Origin of the sequence: Pseudomonas sp. SMV7, assembly GCF_052041995.1 — a bacterium.
Classification (GTDB): Bacteria; Pseudomonadota; Gammaproteobacteria; order Pseudomonadales; family Pseudomonadaceae; genus Aquipseudomonas.
The window spans coordinates 20,089-37,037 of record NZ_JBKGGT010000021.1 but is presented as its reverse complement, the minus strand read 5'-3'; the positions used below and the strand labels follow the sequence as shown (position 1 = coordinate 37,037).

Sequence of the window (16,949 nt, the reverse complement as noted above, 5' to 3'; positions counted from 1 at the left end):
GCTGGGTGGTAGTATCCTACGATTTCACTCAGTTTCGGAATCCTCTACTTGATGAAAGTCGCCATTATTTCCGGATCGGTCTACGGCACCGCCGAAGAAGTCGCCCGTCACGCTGAAACCCTGCTCAAGGCAGCAGGCCTGGAAGCCTGGCATGCGGCACGCGCCACCTTGCAGGACCTTGAAGGTTTTGCGCCTGATGCCCTGCTGGCCGTCACCTCCACCACCGGCATGGGCGAGCTGCCGGACAGCCTCATGCCGCTGTACAGCAGCATCCGCGATGCGCTGCCGGCAGCCTGGCGTGGCCTGCCGGGCGCGGTGATCGGGCTGGGCGATTCCAGCTATGGCGATACCTACTGCGGTGGCGGTGAGCAAATGCGCGAGCTGTTTGCCGAACTGGGCGTGCGCGAAGTGCAGCCGATGCTGCGCCTGGATGCCAGTGAGACGGTAACCCCGGAAGCGGATGCCGAGCCTTGGCTGGCGGAGCTGGCTGCTGCACTGAAAGCCTGACGGGCTGTGTCGCCGGTTCCGGTCTTTTCGCGGGTAACCCGCGAAGAGGCCAACGGTGGCAACTCATGCCCTGTTGTCGGGCACTGATCGTTCGCTCACCAACGCCAACCACGCCTGCGCGGCGCGTGACAGGTACGCCCCGCGCCGCCAGATGAAGGCGATGTCCCAACGCAAGTCCTCCGGCGAACGCAGCGGCAAACGCACTACCCCGGGGCGTTCCAGTGCGCTTGCCACCACACGGGGCAGCAACACCACGCCCTGGCCCGCCGCCACCAGCGCCGCGAGAAAGTCGGCCTGGCCACTGCGCCCGCCTTCCTTCGGGGTAAAGCCTTGCTGCTGGCATGCCTTCAGTAACCGGTCATTGAGCACGAAGCTGCGCTGATAAAGCAGAAACGGGGTATCGGCCAGTTGCTGCAGGTCCACCCCGTCCTGGCCCGCCAGCCCGTGGCTGGCCGGTAGCAGGGCATCCAGCGGCTCGTTGCAGAACGGTTGATAGTCGAAGGCTTCGTCAGTGGGTGTCAGGCTGCCGCCCAGTTCCAGTTCGCCACTTCTGACCGCTTGTTCGACGCTGCGGCTGCCGCCTTCGAGCAATTGCACGGTAATGTTCGGGTGACGCCGCCGGTACTCGGCGAACAACCCGGCGAAGAGCGCGTCACTGCCCAGCATCGGCAAGCCCAGGCGCAACTCGCCGCGGCCCATCTGGCTGAGGTCGTCCAGTTCACTCAGCAGCGCCTGACGCTGGCGCAGCAAGGCTTCGCCACGCTCCAGCACGATGCGCCCGGCCGCGGTCAGGTGCAGCTGTGAAGCCTGGCGTTCCAGTAGCGGCTGGCCCACATCTTGCTCCAGCTGGGCGACCTGTTTGCTCACGGCCGACTGGCTGATGTGCAGGGTTTGCGCCGCCTGGGTGAAGCCACCGCGGTGAACGACTTCGATAAAGCTGCGCAGTTGTTTGAATTCCATGATCGCAATTCCATTATGGAATGGAGTTCAGTCTAACAATTCGCTTCTGGCCTAGGTAGCCGAATCCTAAAATGAGGGCCTGTTCGAGGAACCCCCCATGAAACCCGCGTTACTGAAAAAAGCCCTGCGCCTGCTGACCGAGCTGGCGACCCTCTGTGCCCTGTTCCTGCTTGGCGGCCAGCTTGCTTCCTGGCTGGGCTGGCCGATTCCGGGTGGGGTGATGGGCCTGGCCATGCTGTTGTTGCTGTTCGCTGCAGGTGTGCTCAAACCGGCCATGCTGCAACTGGGGGCGGGCTGGCTGATGGCCGAAATGCTGCTGTTCTTCATTCCGGCGTTGATGAGCCTGCTCGATTATGGCGCCCTGATCCGTGACGAAGGCTGGCGCATCTTGTTGGTGATTGCCGTGAGCACCCTGATGGTGATGGTGGTGACCGCATTGACCGTTGAACTGGTGTGCCGCTGGAGGTTGCGTCATGAGCCTTGAACCCATGCCGCTGTTCTGGCTCGCCCTGACGCTGCTGGCCTATCTGGGCAGCCGCTGGTTGTACCGGCGCAGTGGGCGCTACCTGCTGTCGCCGCTGATCCTGGTACCGGTCTTGTTGCTGGCGGTGGCGGTACCGCTGCACACCGCCTATGCCGAGTATGCCCGCAATACCCACTGGCTGATGAGCGTGCTCGGCCCGGTGACCGTGGCATTCGCGGTGCCGATCTGGCAGCAGCGGGCGATGCTTGCACGCCACTGGCCGGCGCTGATGGTGGGCATGGTGGCCGGCAGCAGTGCCTCGATTGCCAGTTCCTGGGGGCTGGCTCACCTGCTCGCACTGGACAGTGCGACCAGCCTGTCGCTGGTGCCACGTTCGATCACTACGCCCTTCGCCATGCCGCTGGCGCATGACCTCGGTGGGGTACCGGAGCTGACCGCAGTATTCGTGATGTTCACCGGCGTACTCGGGGCCATGTTCGGCGGCGTGCTGCTGCGCTGGCTGCCGTTGCGTACGCCGCTGGCGCGGGGTGCGCTGTTCGGCGTCGGCGCCCATGGCGCGGGGGTCAGCCGGGCACAGGAGGTGGGCCGCGAGGAAGGCTCGGTGGCGGGCCTGGTGATGGTCCTGACCGGGCTGCTGAACCTGTTCGCGGCACCGCTGCTGACCATGCTGCTCTGACCGTTCGTGCCACTGACTCGCTCAGTCATCAAGCTGGCTGGCAACGCAAGTTCAAGGCCTTGGGCTGCTGGCTAGACTCAGCCTCGACTCAGAGAGCACATGTAAGTGCCGAGGTGACATGCAATGAGCGCAGCCTTGCCCTGTTCAGCCAACACCACTTCACCGGGACCCCGCTGATGCCTATGGCCGAAATTCCATTGTGCGTCTGGCGGACCCGGGGGCAGAGTTTCACCTTCCGGGGCCAGAGCATCCGCTACTGGATTGCAGGGCAAGGCGAGCCCCTGCTGCTGCTGCACGGTTTTCCCACTGCCAGCTGGGATTGGCACTATCTGTGGGGGCCATTGGCCCAGCGCTTCCGGGTGATCGCCTGCGACATGCTCGGCTTTGGCGATTCCGCGAAACCGGTCAATCATGCCTACAGCCTGATGGAGCAGGCCGACCTGCAGCAGGCCTTGCTCGCCGAGCTGCAAGTCGGGCAGCCGGTGCACCTGCTGGCCCACGACTACGGTGGCAGCGTGGCCCAGGAACTGCTGGCGCGGCATCACGAACAGCGCGCCAGTATCGGCAGCTGCGTGTTCCTCAACAGCGGGTTGTTTGCGGAAAGTTGCCGCCTGCTGCTGATCCAGAAACTGCTGCTCAGCCGTGTCGGCTGGCTGGTAGGGCGCTCGTTCGGGCGCGACGATCTGGTGCGCAACGTGACCCAGGTGTACGGGCCCTGCACCCATCCCAGTGAAAGTGCACTGGATGACCTCTGGAGCCTGATCACCGCCAACAACGGCACGCGCGTGTTGCACAAGCTGGTTGGCTACATGCCGGAGCGCAGGCTGCACCGTGATCGCTGGGTCGGTGCCATGCAGCGTGAAGGCGTGCCGCTGCGCCTGATCAACGGCATGGTCGACCCGCTGTCGGGGGCGCATATGGTCGAGCGCTACCGGCAACTGGTACCGGCGCCGGACACGGTACAACTGCAAGGTATCGGCCACTATCCGCATACCGAAGCGCCGGTTCAGGTATTACGCCATTACCTGGCCTTTCGCGATCGGCCGCTGAGCTATCTGCCCCAGAAGATGGCGTGGTCCTGACCAGGCGTTACGACCATCGCATTGTGTTATTGCCAGGCATTCAGCCAGCAGGCGCTTGATTGTCCATTCGCCTTCGGCGGCAGACACTCGGCTGACCTGAACCTGCCTGGAGCCTTGAACATGAGCGAGCCTGTCCGTCTGCAAGATCGCGTGGTGATCGTCACCGGAGCCGGCGGCGGCCTGGGCCGTGCCCATGCGTTGCTGTTCGCTGCGCGTGGCGCCCGGGTGGTGGTCAATGACCTCGGTGGCTCCACCCATGGTGAGGGTGCCAGCGCCTCGGCCGCTGACCGGGTGGTCGAGGAGATCCGCGCCGCTGGCGGCAACGCCATCGCCAGCCATGATTCGGTCAGCCAGGGCGCGCGTATCGTCGAACAGGCCCTGGACAGCTTTGGCCGGGTCGATGTGCTGGTGAACAACGCTGGCATCCTGCGTGACAAGACCTTCCACAAGATGGAGGACAGCGACTGGGAGCAGGTCTACCAGGTACATGTCGAAGGGGCCTACAAGGTTACCCGCGCCGCCTGGCCGCACCTGCGCGCGCAGAACTGGGGGCGGGTCATCTTCACCGCCTCCACGTCGGGCATCTACGGTAACTTTGGCCAGGCCAACTACGGCATGGCCAAGCTGGGCCTGTACGGCTTGACCCGTACCTTGGCGATCGAGGGGCGCAAGCATGGCATCCTGGTCAACGCCATCGCCCCGACCGGCGGCACCCGCATGACCGAAGGGCTGATCCCGCCCCAGGTGTTCGAGCGGCTCAAGCCCGAACTGGTCAGCCCGCTGGTGGTGTACCTGGGTAGCGAACAGTGCCAGGGCAGCGGGGAGCTGTTCGAAGTGGGTGGCGGCTGGGTGGGCAAGGTGCGTTGGGAGCGTAGCCTGGGCGTGGGTTTCGATCCGCGTGAAGGCTTTACCCCGGAGCAGGTGGCGGAGAACTGGGTGCGCATCGGCGACTTCGAGGGGGCGGTACACCCGCAGGACAGCTTGCAGGCCTTGCAGCAGATGATGGCGAACCTGCAACAATACCCGTTGGGCTGAAACCTTTGCCGGCACAGCCGAAGTTTTATGTTCAGCGCAGATAAAAAAGGCCGCTGCAAGCCGCAGCGGCCAATCGAGACGTCAGATCAAGGAGCTTCAAAATCTACGTCGGTGAACCTCGCAGGCCTGAAAGGCGGGGGGAGAGCCCTTCATGCCGGCCAGTGAGCTAAGAATAAGCGCTTGATCCTGTAGGAAAAATAGCGGCTTATGACATTCACCTTTACGCCTCGGGCAATAGTGCCGCAGGTGTATAACCCATCCGCCAGCTGGTTTCCCGAGCTGCCGCCAGCAGCCGTTGCGCCGCCGGGCCATGCTCGTCGGCATGGAAGATCGACGTTGGCCCGACCACGGTCATCACCGCAGCGATCTGCCCCATGGCATTGAACACCGGGGCCGACAGCGCATCCACGCCGGGCATCAGCAGCCCGTGTACATGGTGCAGGCCACGTTCGCGAATGCCGGCCAGTACTGCCTGGTAATCGGCGGCACTGTGCTGCATGGCGGCCAGTTCCCGGTCGCGCAACTCCACGGTCTCGCGTTCGGGGAGGTAGGCGGCGAACACCAGGCCGGTGGACGAGCTGAGCAGCGGCAATACCGAACCGATCTGGGTGACCACGGTGACTGCGCGTACTGCCGGCTCGATGCTGACCACCGTCGCGCCCTGGTTACCCCATACGGCAATGAAGCAGCTCTCGTTGAGTTCATCGCGCAACTGTGACAACGGCAGCGCGGCGATTTTCAGTACATCGATGCTGCCCAGCGCCGCCAACCCTACCCGCAGGGCCTCGCGGCCCAGGCCGTAATGGTTGGTGGCGGCGTCCTGTTCGGCAAAGCCGCTGGCGATCAATGCCTGCAAATAACGGTGCACCTTGCTCGCCGGCATCTGCACATGCTCTGCCAGGCGCGACAGCGAGGTGGAAGGGGAAAGCTCCGCAAGGGCCTTGAGGATGTCGGTGCCGACCTCTGCCGAGCGGACTTTCTGCTTGCCGTTGTCGGCGGGGGAGCTGGCTTTGGTCATGGACATCTGCTTCCGGAGTTTTCGCGTCGCGCCTTTATAGCTTGACGCATTGCCCGGAGCAAATTACGTTATTCGTAATCTGATTACGATAAAAACAACGCAGACGCGCTGCCAACCCGATCGGGACCGGTAGCCAGCTGCCAGCAACGGCTCGGCCAGAGCCCGGAGGCATCGATGAATCGCGATACGTCACCCGACCTTCACTACCTCAGCGGCTTTGGCAACGAGTTTGCCAGCGAAGCCCTGCCGGGTGCCCTGCCGGTCGGGCAGAACTCGCCGCAAAAGGCCCCTTACGGGCTGTATGCCGAGCTGCTCTCGGGCACGGCGTTCACCATGGCCCGCAGCGAGCTGCGTCGTACCTGGCTGTACCGTATTCGTCCGTCCGCGCTGCACCCACGTTTCGAGCGCCTGGCGCGCCAGCCACTGACCGCCCCGCTGGGCGCCATTACCCCCAACCGGCTGCGCTGGAACCCCCAGCCGATCCCCAGCGAACCGACCGACTTCATCGAAGGCTGGCTGCCCATGGTGGCCAACTCGGCATCTGACAAACCGGCCGGCGTCAGCATCTACATCTACCGCGCCAACCGCTCGATGGAACGGGTGTTCTTCAACGCCGACGGTGAGCTGCTGCTGGTGCCGGAACAGGGCCGCCTGCGCATCGCCACCGAACTGGGGGTCATGCAGGTCGAACCGCTGGAAATCGCGGTGATTCCGCGCGGCATGAAGTTCCGCGTCGAGCTGCTCGACGGCCAGGCGCGTGGCTACATTGCCGAAAACCACGGCGCACCGCTGCGTATCCCGGACCTGGGCCCGATCGGCAGCAACGGCCTGGCCAACCCGCGCGACTTCCTCACCCCGGTGGCGCATTACGAGGAGGTGGCAGGCCCGGTGCAGCTGGTGCAGAAGTTCCTTGGCGAACACTGGGCCTGCGAACTGCAGCACTCACCGCTGGACGTGGTCGCCTGGCACGGCAGCAACGTGCCGTACAAGTACGACCTGCGGCGCTTCAACACCATCGGCACGGTCAGCTTCGACCACCCGGACCCGTCGATCTTCACGGTACTGACTTCACCGACCAGCGTGCATGGCATGGCCAACATGGACTTCGTGATCTTCCCGCCACGCTGGATGGTGGCCGAGAACACCTTCCGTCCACCATGGTTCCACCGCAACCTGATGAACGAGTTCATGGGCCTGATCAACGGTGCCTACGACGCCAAGGCCGAAGGTTTCCTGCCCGGCGGTGCCTCGCTGCACGGGGTGATGAGCGCCCACGGCCCCGATGCCGAAACCTGCGAAAAGGCCATTGCCGCCGACCTGGCGCCGCACAAGATCGACAACACCATGGCCTTCATGTTCGAGACCAGCCAGGTGCTGCGCCCGAGCGTGCAGGCCCTCGAATGCCCGCAATTGCAGGCCGACTACGATAGTTGCTGGGCCACCTTGCCGAGCACCTTCAACCCGAACCGGAGATAACCCATGAACCAGACCGCCATTGCCCGTAGCTGGGTGGAGCACGCCAACGGGCACAGCGACTTCCCGCTGCAGAACCTGCCGTTGGGCATTTTCAGCCGGCCCGGGGAAGCCAGGCGCTGTGGCGTGGCCATCGGCGATGCGATCCTCGATCTCGAGGCAGTGCTGGCTGCCGGCCTGTTCGACGGCGCCGCCAAGGCCGCTGTGGAAGCCACCCGCGGTGGCACTCTGAACGCATTCTTCGCCCTTGGTCGAGGCGCTCGCGTGGCCTTGCGCGAACGCCTGCTGGTGTTGCTGGGCGAGCACAGCGAGCACCAGGCGGCGTTGCAGCCAGCGTTGTATCCGGCCAGCGCCTGCCAACTGCATGTCCCGGCGCAGATCGGTGACTACACCGACTTCTATGTAGGCATCGAACACGCCAGGAACGTCGGCAAGCTGTTCCGCCCCGACAACCCGCTGCTGCCCAACTACAAGTACGTGCCGATCGGTTATCACGGCCGCGCCTCGACCATTCGCCCGTCCGGCACCGACGTGCGCCGTCCCAAGGGCCAGACCCTGCCGGCTGGGCACAGCGAACCGAGCTTCGGCCCCTGCGCGCGCCTGGACTACGAGCTGGAACTGGGCATCTGGATCGGCCAGGGCAATGACATCGGCCAGGCGATCCCGATCGGCGATGCCGCCGAGCACGTCGCCGGCCTGTGCCTGCTCAACGACTGGTCGGCCCGGGATATCCAGGCCTGGGAATACCAGCCGCTGGGCCCGTTCCTGTCGAAAAGCTTCGTTACCACCATCTCACCGTGGGTAATTACTGCCGAAGCGCTGGAGCCGTTCCGTTGCGCCCAGCCAGCACGCCCGCAAGGCGACCCGCAGCCACTGTCATACCTGCTGGACAAGCGCGACCAGGCCGCCGGTGCGTTCGATATCGAACTCGAGGTGCTGCTGCTGACCGAGCGCATGCGCGAGCAGGGCATGGCCCCGCACCGCCTGACCCTGAGCAACACCCGCAGCATGTACTGGACCGTGGCGCAGCTGGTGGCCCACCACAGTGTCAATGGCTGCCAGCTGCAGCCGGGCGACCTGTTCGGTTCGGGCACGCTGTCGGGCGCCACGCCTGGTTCGTTCGGCAGCCTGCTGGAGATTACCGAAGGCGGCAAGCACCCGGTGGAGCTGGCCAGTGGCGAGGTGCGCAAGTTCCTCGAGGACGGCGACGAGATCATCCTGCGCGGCCGTTGCGTGCGTGAGGGCGTGGCCAGCATCGGCTTCGGCGAATGCCGCGGCACGGTCATCGCGGCCAACTGAGGAGGCAGGGGCATGGAGCTGTACACCTATTACCGTTCCACCTCATCCTATCGGGTGCGCATTGCCCTGGCGTTGAAGGGGCTGGCCTACCAGTCCCTGCCGGTCAACCTGTTGCAGGGTGAGCAACGCGGTGCTGGCTACGTCGCCATCAACCCGCAGGGCCGCGTGCCGGCGTTGCGCACTGACGACGGTGAGCTGCTGGTGCAGTCTCCGGCGATCATCGAGTTCCTGGAAGAGGTTTATCCACAGCCCGCGCTGCTGCCTGCGACGCCGGCGACGCGTGCCAAGGTGCGCGGTGTGGCTGCGATCATCGGCTGCGATATCCACCCGTTGCACAATGTCAGCGTGCTCAACCGGCTGCGCCAGGCCGGGCATGACGAGACCCAGGTCAACCAGTGGATTGGCCACTGGATCAGCCAGGGGCTGGCGGCGGTGGAGCAACTGATCGGCGATCACGGTTTCTGTTTTGGCGATGAGCCAGGCCTGGCGGATGTCTACCTGATCCCGCAGTTGTATGCGGCCGAACGGTTCAACATCGACCTCGACGGCTTCCCGCGCATCCTGCGGGTGGCCGCCCTGGCAGCCGGGCACCCGGCGTTCGCCAAGGCACACCCCGCCCAGCAGCCGGACTGCCCGGCTCAGTGAATGGAACGGTTCGCCGCCGGAAGCTTGCCGATACGCTCGCACAGCTTCAGGCGCTGGACCGGGTCTTCCGTCAGCAGCAACGCATGCTCCAGGTCGAAGCGCTCGGCCTGCGGGCAATCCAGATGCTGGTAGAGCGAGGCGCGGGTCACATAGTCGCTGACTTGCGCCGGCCCCAGTTGCATGACCCGTTCGGCATCGATCAGTGCCGCCAGGTGGTTGTCATTGCTGAGGTGCAACTGGCGCAGGTTGCGTGACAGGCGTTGCAATATCTGCGCGGGGCTGGCACTGCGCAGATGCTCGGCGGTCAGTGCTACCTGCGGGCCAAACTGACGCGCCAGCAGTTCGCGACAATCGTTGGGGTACAGGCGTCGGCCGCCGCAGGGGTCGAGGAGGTGGTCGGCACCCGGCACGCGCAGCAGGAAATGGCCGGGAAAGCCCACCCCCTCCAGGGGTATGGACAGGCGCCGGGCCAACTCCAGGGCGAGGATGGCCAGGGCCAGCGGTTGGCCACGGCGACGCTGCAGCACCTTGTCCATCAGCGCGGCATGCGGGCGCAGGGGATGATACTCATCCTGCTGGAAACCCAGGGCATTGAGCTGGCGCAACAGTGGCTGGGCCAGTTCGCACAGCGGCAGCATCGGCAGGCTGGCACTGATCTCGCGCTGCAGGTCATGCAGCGTGGCCAGGCTGGCCGCCGGCTCGATGCTGCGGTCATGCTCGGCGGCAATCCACAATGCGGCTTCCAGCAGGGCGACGGGCTCGCGTTCCAGGCAGGCCAGGCAGGCTTGACGTGGCTTCATGGGGCTTCTCCACACACGCTTGAGTATTAGCCGCGGCGCGCGGTTTCGTCCAGTGGTCCGGCGGCGGCGTCGGCCCGAGGGCCAAGCCTATACTGGAATGAGCACCTCTCAGGGGAGCCCGTCGATGTTCGCGCTGATGCAAAGCACCCGTACCCAGTCGCTGCACCTGTTCACCGACCCGCCCACCGGCCTCAAGGCCGTGGTGGCGATCCACAGTGAACAGTTGGGGCCGGCCATGGGCGGTTGCCGCTACCTGCCGTATGCCGACGACGAGAGCGCCATGACCGACGCCATTCGCCTGGCCCAGGGCATGAGCTACAAGGCAGCACTGGCCGGCTTGCCACTGGGTGGCGGCAAGGCAGTGATCATGCGCAACCCGCATGTGGAAAACCGTGCCGCGCTGTTCGAGGCCTTTGGCCGCTTCGTCGATACCTTGCAGGGGCGCTTCATCATCGCCGTGGACAGCGGCACCTCTACCCTGGACATGGACTGCATTGCCCAGAGTACCCCGCATGTGACCAGCACCACGGCCTGCGGCGATCCTTCACCGCACGCGGCGATGGGGGTTTTCGCCGGCATACGTGCAACCACTTCGTTCCGGCTTGGCAGTGATGACCTGCAGGGGCTGCGGGTTGCGGTGCAAGGGCTGGGCAATGTCGGTTATGCGCTGGCCGAGCAACTGCATGCGGCGGGGGCGGACTTGCTGGTGAGCGACCTCGACCCCGGGCGGGTGCGGCTGGCAGTGGAGCAGTTCGATGCCAAGCCGGTCACCAACGATGCGTTGCTCAGCACCCCTTGCGACATCTTTGCGCCCTGCGGCGTGGGCCCGGTGCTGAACGGGCAGAGTGTGATGCAGTTACGTTGCGCAGCGGTGGCGGGGGCGGCGAACAACCAGTTGACTACCTTGCAGGTGGCCGACCAGCTGGAATCGCGCGGAATCCTGTATGCGCCGGATTACGTGATCAATGCCGGTGGGTTGATCTACGTGGCGCTTACCCACCGTGGCGAGGACCTGGGCACCATCACCGCGCACCTGGCGCGGATACCTTCGCGGCTGACCGAAGTGTTCGGCCATGCGCAGGCGGAGAAACGCTCGCCGGCGCGGGTGGCGCAGATGCTGGCGGAGCGCTTGCTCTACGGCTGACGGCCGCTCCTGCCAAGGCCAGCGCAGGTGTTACTCGGCCGCTGGCGCCTCGAGCAACTCGGCCAACGCATCCGGCTGGCTCTTGAACGCACGGGCGAACACATCGCGGTTTCTCGCCATGTAGATGCCGGCTTCCTCGACCTGCTGCTCGGTCAGCGAGGGCACGGCCTTGTGCAGCACGTCGGCCAGGCGCTCGGCCAGTTCGAGCATCTTGTCGTGACGGTCTGCTTCGGCCTTATCCATGAACAAGCGCTCCGGGTCGCGGCTGCTGCGATACACCACTTCGACGGCCATTCATCACCTCTGTGCCTTTTGCTGGTTAGGTTACGATCTACTGTATCTATATACAGTAATGGCATTTGCCATTGCCGCGCAAGCCCATTCTTCAGCGCGTGGGCGCGTGCCTTGCGGCAATCGGTCGCCTTCCAAGGCAAGGGCCTGGCCCTTTAACTGCATGGCACAAGCGTCACACCGGTGGCGCATCATCCTTCAAGACGTATCGGGGAATGGAACATCGTGAACATCAAATGGGCAGAAAAGCTGCGCAAGGGCCTGCACGGCTCGGCCGACTCGCTGGGCAACCTGTGCGTCGAGGCATTCCATTACCTGGCGCTGTTCGGCATTGGCGCGATCACCGCCTATGCGGCGGTGATGACCTTCCTGGACATGCTCGGCAAGGGCGGGGTCAGCGTCGATGACATTCTGCTGCTGTTCATCTACCTGGAGCTGGGGGCGATGGTCGGGATCTACTTCAAGACCAACCACATGCCGATCCGCTTCCTGCTGTACGTGGCCATCACTGCACTGACCCGCCTGCTGATCGGCGATGTCTCACACCACAAGGCGCCGGACGCAGGGCTGCTGTACCTGTGCGGTGGCATCCTGTTGCTGGCGTTCTCGATTCTGGTGGTGCGCTACGCCTCGTACCGCTACCCCTCGACCAAGGTGCTGGATGCCAATGGCAAGGAAGTGGAGGAGGGCAAGTAGCCCTCAGTTGGCCATGAAATGGCGGGGTTCGCGCTGAGCGTCGCGGGTCAGTGCGGCCAGCACTTGCAAGGGGTTCTGGTTGTGTTCGATGGCCAGGCCCAGGCGAATGCTGTCGATCACCCGTTGCAGGCGCACCGGGTCATTGCGCTGGGCCTGGGTGATGAGGCGCTTGGCGACTACGCCGCTGTCGTCGGACAGGGTCAGCATGATGCTGCCGTCAAGGTTGGCGATGCTCAGGTTGACCCGGTATTCGTGGGCGAATGCAGCACTGATTCGTTCGAATGGGTTGTTCATGGTCGTGCTTCTGCAATGAATGACTGCAGGGGTTGACCGACGCCTTCGGCGGTTGGTTCAGTGCCATTGATCGACACCAACGAAAACGCCCGGCACGAGGCCGGGCGTTGCTGGCGTTGCCGATCAGGCGTCCGGGTCATTCAGTTCCAGGGCGCCGCGCTTGCTGCGCAGCTTGCCGTAGAAGTGTTCCAGCGCGTGGTTCAGCTTGGTGGCGGCACCATCGACTGCCTGGTCCAGCGAAGTGGCAGTGTGGGTCACAGAGATCGGTTGATGGCCTTTGGGGCGAGCCTCCATCTGGCAGCGTTTGTCATGCGGTCCGGGCTTGGCGCCGTTCTCGTCGCGCAGGTGGACCTCGATGCGGGTGAGGTCGTCTTCGTAACGTTCCAGCGAGCTCTGCAGGGTGCTGCGGACCCACTGGTCGAGCCGGGCGTTGCCTTCGAAATGGTTGCTGCTGTTGACCTGGATTTGCATGATTCAATCCTTATTCAGCTTGCTCGCATGGAGACGCGCCTAGGCCTTTGAGACCCTTGGAAATTCTGCGTCTCTTGACTCTAAGGTCAGGCAACGGCGAAACGAATTCAAGCCCTTTTTGAAAATAAATTTCTTGTTGCATACACGGCCACAGCTGACCACGCAGCGCTCAGCCTTTGCTTATGAGAATTGAAATCATTATTATTGAACGCCCGATAACGCCCGACCGTTCGCCATGACGCGTAAAACCGCCAGCCTCCCGCTCAGCTATCGCCTGGCCGTGACTTCACGCAGCCTGGCCGCCTTGCTGGGCGGCTACCTGCTGGCGTCGATGGCCAGCGTCTGCATTGCTCTGGTGGCGCCATTGCCGCAGGTCGATGCGACACTCACAGGCCTGTTGCTGTCATTCGTCTTCTACCTGCTGGCGTTCATCTGGTGCTTCGCCTGCCGCAGCGCTTTGCGCGCCTGGCTGGGTGTGCTGGCGCCCACAGTGCTACTGAGCGTGATCAGCGGCTTGGCCTACTGGATGACAAGCGCATGAAGGAAGGCTTCCGCCAGGCCATGGCCTGGCTGCACACCTGGACCGGCCTGATCTTTGGCTGGCTGTTGTTTGCCATCTTCCTTACCGGCACGCTGTCGTACTTCAAGGAAGAGATCACCCACTGGTCGAGGCCGGAGGTGCGTAGCCAGGCACTGGACCCGACCCATGCTCTGGAGGTGGCCCAGCGTTACCTGCTGGACAACGCAGGTCATTCGGGAACGTGGTTCATCCGCCTGCCCAACGCACGTGAGGCGGGCTTGAACGTGGGCTATCGCGATACCCATGGCGGGCCACGTGGCGTTGTCAGCCAGACCCTCGATACCCAGACCGGTGAGCCGCTGCAGGCACGTGACAGCCGCGGTGGTGAATTCTTCTACCGCTTCCATTTCCAGTTGCAGATGCCACACCCCTATGGCCGCTGGCTGTCGACGTTCTGTGCATTCATCATGTTGCTGGGGCTGGTGACCGGCATCATCACGCACAAGAAGTTCTTCAAGGAATTCTTCACCTTCCGCCCCGGCAAGGGCCAGCGCTCCTGGCTGGATGGGCACAACGCCATCGGCGTGCTGGTGCTGCCGTTCCACCTGATGATCAGCTACAGCAGCCTGGTGCTGTTCATGTACCTGGTCATGCCGGCGGGCATCATGGCCAGCTATGGCAATGACACCGGCAAGTACTTCAACGACCTGTTCGGCCGCAACGATGCGCCTGCGCCAGCCCATGTCGCCGCACCGCTGGTGCCGTTGGCAGGCCTGTACGTCAGGGTTCAGGAGCTGCAACCGGGCGCGCGTATTGGCGATATCCAGGTGCAGAACCCGGGCGACCGCAATGCCCGCGTAACCTTCAGCCAATCGTCGGCCGACCACGTCGCCTACCGGCGCAGCGCCAACTGGACGTTCGATGGCACCACGGGTGCGCTGCTGAGCCAGGGCAAGCCGGAGAGCGGGGTGATGATGGCCGCGTTCAGTTTCGCCGGCCTGCACATGGGCAATTTTGCCGGGCCCTGGCTGCGCTGGCTGTATTTCTTCTTTGGCCTGGCGGGTACCGCGGTGATCGGCACCGGGCTGGTGATGTGGCTGGGCAAGCGTCAGCTCAAGCATGCCGGGAACGAACGCCTGCCGGGCGAGCTGCGCCTGGTCGAGGTACTCAACATCGCCAGCATGAGCGGGCTGTTGCTGGCCGTTGCCGGTTTCTTCTGGGCCAACCGCCTGATCCCGCTGGGGGTGCACGGCCGGGCCGACTGGGAGGTCAATACCTTCTTCATCACCTGGGGGCTGACGCTGGTGCACGCCGTGCTGCGCAGTGGGCACCGGGCCTGGGCCGAGCAACTGGCATTGGGTGCGCTGGCGTTTGCCCTGCTGCCGCTGCTCAATGCCCTGACTACCGGCCAGGGCCTGAACCATTCGCTGCCGGCAGGGGACTGGGCCATGGCCGGCTTCGACCTGACGGCGCTGGCGACCGGCCTGTTCCTCGCCTGGCTTGCCGGCAAGCTGTCGCGCAAGCCGAGGGCGGCTGCCGGACGCGCCCGGCGAGCAGCCAGCACGCCACCGGCCGAAACAGCGGGCGCAAGCTGATGGCAGGCATCGCACTGATCACATTCGCAGGCCTGGTTGCCTTGTGCCTGGCCATGCAAAAACACTTCGCCGACTTGCTCAGGCGCAAGCCACGCCCAGGCCAGCTGCGCCTGTTGCGTGGCGCCGGCTGGTTGCTGTTGCTGGCTTCGCTGGTACTCAGCGTACACCTGCGTGGCTGGGCCCATGGCCTGGTGCAATGGGTCGCGGTACTGATGGCCGGGGTGACCGTGTGGGTATTCGGCCTGCCATACCTGCCCCGGCTGCTGCTGGGCCTGGCCGCCGTCGGCGTGGTGCTGGGGCCGTTGCTCGTGGTGTATGCCGGGTGACCCGATGAGTGAACCGGGCAACATGTTCGAGCCGGGCGCCGACAACGGCGGCGGACGTGCGCGTTTCGTCGAAGTGTTCCAGGCCCAGCGCGCGCGCATGGAGGCATTGGTCAGCCGTCGGGTCGGTTGCCGGGCCACGGCATCGGACCTGGTCCAGGAGCTGTTCCTGCGTTTCTGGCGCCGCCCCGAGGTCAAGGTCGAAGCCCTGGATACCTATCTGCTGCGCTGCGCCGGCAACCTGGCTATCGACCACTTGCGCAGTGAAGGCAGCCGCGAACGTGTGGTCGAAGCTGCGTTGCCGGCAGATGAAGCCCAGGCGCCGGAGCAGGCCGTGCAGGTCGACCACGATCTGCAGCGCATCGAAGCCGCCTTGCGCGCCTTGCCCGAGCGCACCCGGCAGATCTTCCTGCTCAATCGCATTCACGGCTGCAAGTACGGCGAGATCGCCACGGCCATGCAACTGTCCCAGAGTGCTGTGGAAAAGCATATGATGCGCGCCCTCGAGGCGTGCAAGGCGAGTGTGGCCGAGCCCGCGTCCATCCCACGCCGGCCAGGGAGCGCCCGTCGATGAGCCATCTACCGCCGATTACCGAGGCGCAGTCCCAGGCTGCACTGCAATGGCTCAGCCGCATCAACGAGCAGCCCGCGCACGCCGAGGGGGCCGCGTTCAAGCGCTGGCTGCTGAGCCACCCCGCGCACCGTGCAGCCTTCGCCCAGGCGCAGGCGCTGTGGCAGGCCAGCGGCACCGCTGCGGCGCGCCTGGCTGACGAAGAACAGCAAGGCCTGCAGCGCTATCTGGACGCGATGGCCCGGCCAGTGGCCAGGTCGCCGTGGCGGCAGCGGCTCGCGGCACTGGCGCTGGCGGCCTGCCTGGTCCTGGCTGTGGGGATTGCCGGGGGCTGGCAGCCTGGCTTGTGGCTCCAGGACCTGCAAGCCGACTACAGCAGTGCCGGGCAGGTGCGCCAGGTGATGCTGGCCGACCGGTCGCAAGTGACGCTGGATGCGCAGAGCGCGATTGCAGTCGATTTTGTCCGCGGCGAGCGTCGTGTGCGCTTGTTGCATGGCGCGGCGTTCTTCCAGGTCACGCATACCGGTGAGCCATTCCTGGTCGAAGCGGCGGGTGGCGAGGTGCGGGTGCTCGGCACCCAGTTCGAAGTGCGTGGGCAGGGCGAAGGCGCCCAGGTCACGGTCCGTAGCGGGCGGGTGGCAGTAAGCCCGGCGCCGGGCGCCGCAAGGCGCGAACTGACGGCCAACCAGCAGGTCGCCTACGCTGCAGGCCAGCTGGGCGACCTTGTGGCGGTGGACGGCGACACCCGCCTGGCCTGGCGCCAGGGTTGGCTGAATTACTACCAGGTCCCGCTGGCGCAGGTGGTCGAAGACCTGGGGCGCTATTACCCGGGGCGCATCCTGTTGCTCGACGACGAACTGGGGCAGCGCAAGGTCAGTGGCAGTTTTCCTGTGGCAGAACCGTTGCTGGCGCTGGATTCGCTGGGCAAGGTGATGGGTTTCTCGCGGCAGACTGTGCTGGGACGGTTGACGGTGATCCGATAGGCGCCTGTGCCGGCCTCTTCGCGGGCAGCAATGAAAATATTTTCAAATAGCGGGTGAGGTAACAGGACGTGACATCCGTGTA

General features: G+C 64.7%; 21 protein-coding genes. 15 read left to right on the top strand and 6 right to left on the bottom strand.

The genetic code is table 11. The features are described 5' to 3' along the window. The first annotated feature begins 51 nt into the window (after positions 1-51). The gene (locus ACLEJP_RS21595; protein WP_440809701.1) at positions 52-507 is read left to right on the top strand and encodes a flavodoxin; all 456 of its coding nucleotides are present in this window, start codon (positions 52-54) and stop codon (positions 505-507) included. A gap of 63 nt (positions 508-570) precedes the next feature. On the opposite strand, the gene ACLEJP_RS21590 is transcribed toward ACLEJP_RS21595, so the two are convergent. Continuing rightward, positions 571-1,467, bottom strand: a complete 897-nt coding sequence (locus tag ACLEJP_RS21590; protein ID WP_440809699.1) for a LysR substrate-binding domain-containing protein — start codon at positions 1,465-1,467, stop codon at positions 571-573. A gap of 97 nt (positions 1,468-1,564) precedes the next feature. On the opposite strand from ACLEJP_RS21590, the gene ACLEJP_RS21585 reads away from it, so the two are divergent. The 4 genes from ACLEJP_RS21585 to ACLEJP_RS21570 all read left to right on the top strand — a co-directional run bounded on the left by ACLEJP_RS21585 (position 1,565) and on the right by ACLEJP_RS21570 (position 4,744). Beyond that, positions 1,565-1,951, top strand: a complete 387-nt coding sequence (locus ACLEJP_RS21585; protein ID WP_289130857.1) for a CidA/LrgA family protein — start codon at positions 1,565-1,567, stop codon at positions 1,949-1,951. Further along, on the top strand, positions 1,941-2,627 hold the full coding sequence (locus ACLEJP_RS21580) for an LrgB family protein (protein WP_225779233.1): 687 nt from the start codon (positions 1,941-1,943) through the stop codon (positions 2,625-2,627). The genes ACLEJP_RS21585 and ACLEJP_RS21580 overlap by 11 nt, the downstream gene beginning before the upstream one ends. A gap of 176 nt (positions 2,628-2,803) precedes the next feature. Continuing rightward, a complete protein-coding gene (locus ACLEJP_RS21575) occupies positions 2,804-3,709 on the top strand; it encodes an alpha/beta fold hydrolase (protein ID WP_440809697.1) in 906 nt (301 codons plus the stop codon). A 120-nt stretch (positions 3,710-3,829) separates the two neighbouring features. Further along, positions 3,830-4,744: an SDR family oxidoreductase gene (locus ACLEJP_RS21570; RefSeq protein WP_440809694.1), complete on the top strand. Its 915-nt coding sequence runs from the start codon at positions 3,830-3,832 to the stop codon at positions 4,742-4,744. A 220-nt stretch (positions 4,745-4,964) separates the two neighbouring features. Here ACLEJP_RS21570 and ACLEJP_RS21565 read toward each other — a convergent pair whose 3' ends face one another. Next, positions 4,965-5,762, bottom strand: coding sequence for an IclR family transcriptional regulator (locus ACLEJP_RS21565; protein WP_440809691.1), 798 nt, complete (start codon positions 5,760-5,762; stop codon positions 4,965-4,967). A 174-nt stretch (positions 5,763-5,936) separates the two neighbouring features. Between ACLEJP_RS21565 and hmgA the strand changes: the two genes are divergently transcribed. From hmgA to maiA, 3 genes are read left to right on the top strand one after another with little or no spacing between them, the layout of a single operon-like run. Beyond that, a complete protein-coding gene (gene hmgA / locus ACLEJP_RS21560) occupies positions 5,937-7,238 on the top strand; it encodes a homogentisate 1,2-dioxygenase (RefSeq protein ID WP_440809688.1) in 1,302 nt (433 codons plus the stop codon). A gap of 3 nt (positions 7,239-7,241) precedes the next feature. After that, the gene (gene fahA, locus ACLEJP_RS21555; RefSeq protein WP_440809685.1) at positions 7,242-8,534 is read left to right on the top strand and encodes a fumarylacetoacetase; all 1,293 of its coding nucleotides are present in this window, start codon (positions 7,242-7,244) and stop codon (positions 8,532-8,534) included. Between the two features lie 12 nt (positions 8,535-8,546). After that, positions 8,547-9,179 carry a maleylacetoacetate isomerase gene (maiA, locus tag ACLEJP_RS21550; protein ID WP_440809682.1) on the top strand — a complete coding sequence of 211 codons (633 nt, stop codon included), beginning with the start codon at positions 8,547-8,549 and terminating at the stop codon, positions 9,177-9,179. On the opposite strand, the gene ACLEJP_RS21545 is transcribed toward maiA, so the two are convergent. Continuing rightward, positions 9,173-9,979 carry a SirB1 family protein gene (locus ACLEJP_RS21545; RefSeq protein WP_440809680.1) on the bottom strand — a complete coding sequence of 269 codons (807 nt, stop codon included), beginning with the start codon at positions 9,977-9,979 and terminating at the stop codon, positions 9,173-9,175. The two genes, maiA and ACLEJP_RS21545, sit on opposite strands and share 7 nt — an antisense overlap. A gap of 124 nt (positions 9,980-10,103) precedes the next feature. On the opposite strand from ACLEJP_RS21545, the gene ACLEJP_RS21540 reads away from it, so the two are divergent. After that, positions 10,104-11,123 (top strand): Leu/Phe/Val dehydrogenase, encoded by a 1,020-nt coding sequence (locus tag ACLEJP_RS21540; protein ID WP_225779225.1) that lies wholly within the window; start codon positions 10,104-10,106, stop codon positions 11,121-11,123. A gap of 30 nt (positions 11,124-11,153) precedes the next feature. Here the strand turns inward: ACLEJP_RS21540 and ACLEJP_RS21535 are convergent, their stop codons facing one another. Next, on the bottom strand, positions 11,154-11,417 hold the full coding sequence (locus ACLEJP_RS21535; protein ID WP_440809678.1) for a YebG family protein: 264 nt from the start codon (positions 11,415-11,417) through the stop codon (positions 11,154-11,156). 222 nt (positions 11,418-11,639) lie between these two features. Between ACLEJP_RS21535 and ACLEJP_RS21530 the strand changes: the two genes are divergently transcribed. Next, positions 11,640-12,110 carry a phosphate-starvation-inducible protein PsiE gene (locus ACLEJP_RS21530; RefSeq protein ID WP_225779224.1) on the top strand — a complete coding sequence of 157 codons (471 nt, stop codon included), beginning with the start codon at positions 11,640-11,642 and terminating at the stop codon, positions 12,108-12,110. Positions 12,111-12,113: 3 nt separating this feature from the next. Here ACLEJP_RS21530 and ACLEJP_RS21525 read toward each other — a convergent pair whose 3' ends face one another. After that, complete coding sequence (locus tag ACLEJP_RS21525; RefSeq protein WP_225779223.1) at positions 12,114-12,404, bottom strand: DUF3509 domain-containing protein; 291 nt, start codon at positions 12,402-12,404, stop codon at positions 12,114-12,116. Between the two features lie 123 nt (positions 12,405-12,527). Then, complete coding sequence (locus ACLEJP_RS21520; RefSeq protein WP_225779222.1) at positions 12,528-12,875, bottom strand: HPF/RaiA family ribosome-associated protein; 348 nt, start codon at positions 12,873-12,875, stop codon at positions 12,528-12,530. A gap of 235 nt (positions 12,876-13,110) precedes the next feature. Between ACLEJP_RS21520 and ACLEJP_RS21515 the strand changes: the two genes are divergently transcribed. From ACLEJP_RS21515 to ACLEJP_RS21495, 5 genes are read left to right on the top strand one after another with little or no spacing between them, the layout of a single operon-like run. Continuing rightward, positions 13,111-13,416 carry a DUF3649 domain-containing protein gene (locus ACLEJP_RS21515; protein ID WP_440809673.1) on the top strand — a complete coding sequence of 102 codons (306 nt, stop codon included), beginning with the start codon at positions 13,111-13,113 and terminating at the stop codon, positions 13,414-13,416. Beyond that, entirely contained in the window at positions 13,413-14,990 is a 1,578-nt protein-coding gene (locus ACLEJP_RS21510) for a PepSY-associated TM helix domain-containing protein (protein WP_440809670.1), read from the top strand. The genes ACLEJP_RS21515 and ACLEJP_RS21510 overlap by 4 nt, the downstream gene beginning before the upstream one ends. Continuing rightward, positions 14,990-15,316 (top strand): DUF3325 domain-containing protein, encoded by a 327-nt coding sequence (locus tag ACLEJP_RS21505; protein ID WP_440809668.1) that lies wholly within the window; start codon positions 14,990-14,992, stop codon positions 15,314-15,316. The genes ACLEJP_RS21510 and ACLEJP_RS21505 overlap by 1 nt, the downstream gene beginning before the upstream one ends. A 4-nt stretch (positions 15,317-15,320) precedes the next feature. Next, the gene (locus tag ACLEJP_RS21500; protein WP_440809665.1) at positions 15,321-15,887 is read left to right on the top strand and encodes an RNA polymerase sigma factor; all 567 of its coding nucleotides are present in this window, start codon (positions 15,321-15,323) and stop codon (positions 15,885-15,887) included. Further along, entirely contained in the window at positions 15,884-16,867 is a 984-nt protein-coding gene (locus ACLEJP_RS21495; RefSeq protein ID WP_440809663.1) for a FecR family protein, read from the top strand. Before ACLEJP_RS21500 ends, ACLEJP_RS21495 begins: the two co-directional genes overlap by 4 nt. Positions 16,868-16,949: the final 82 nt, after the last annotated feature.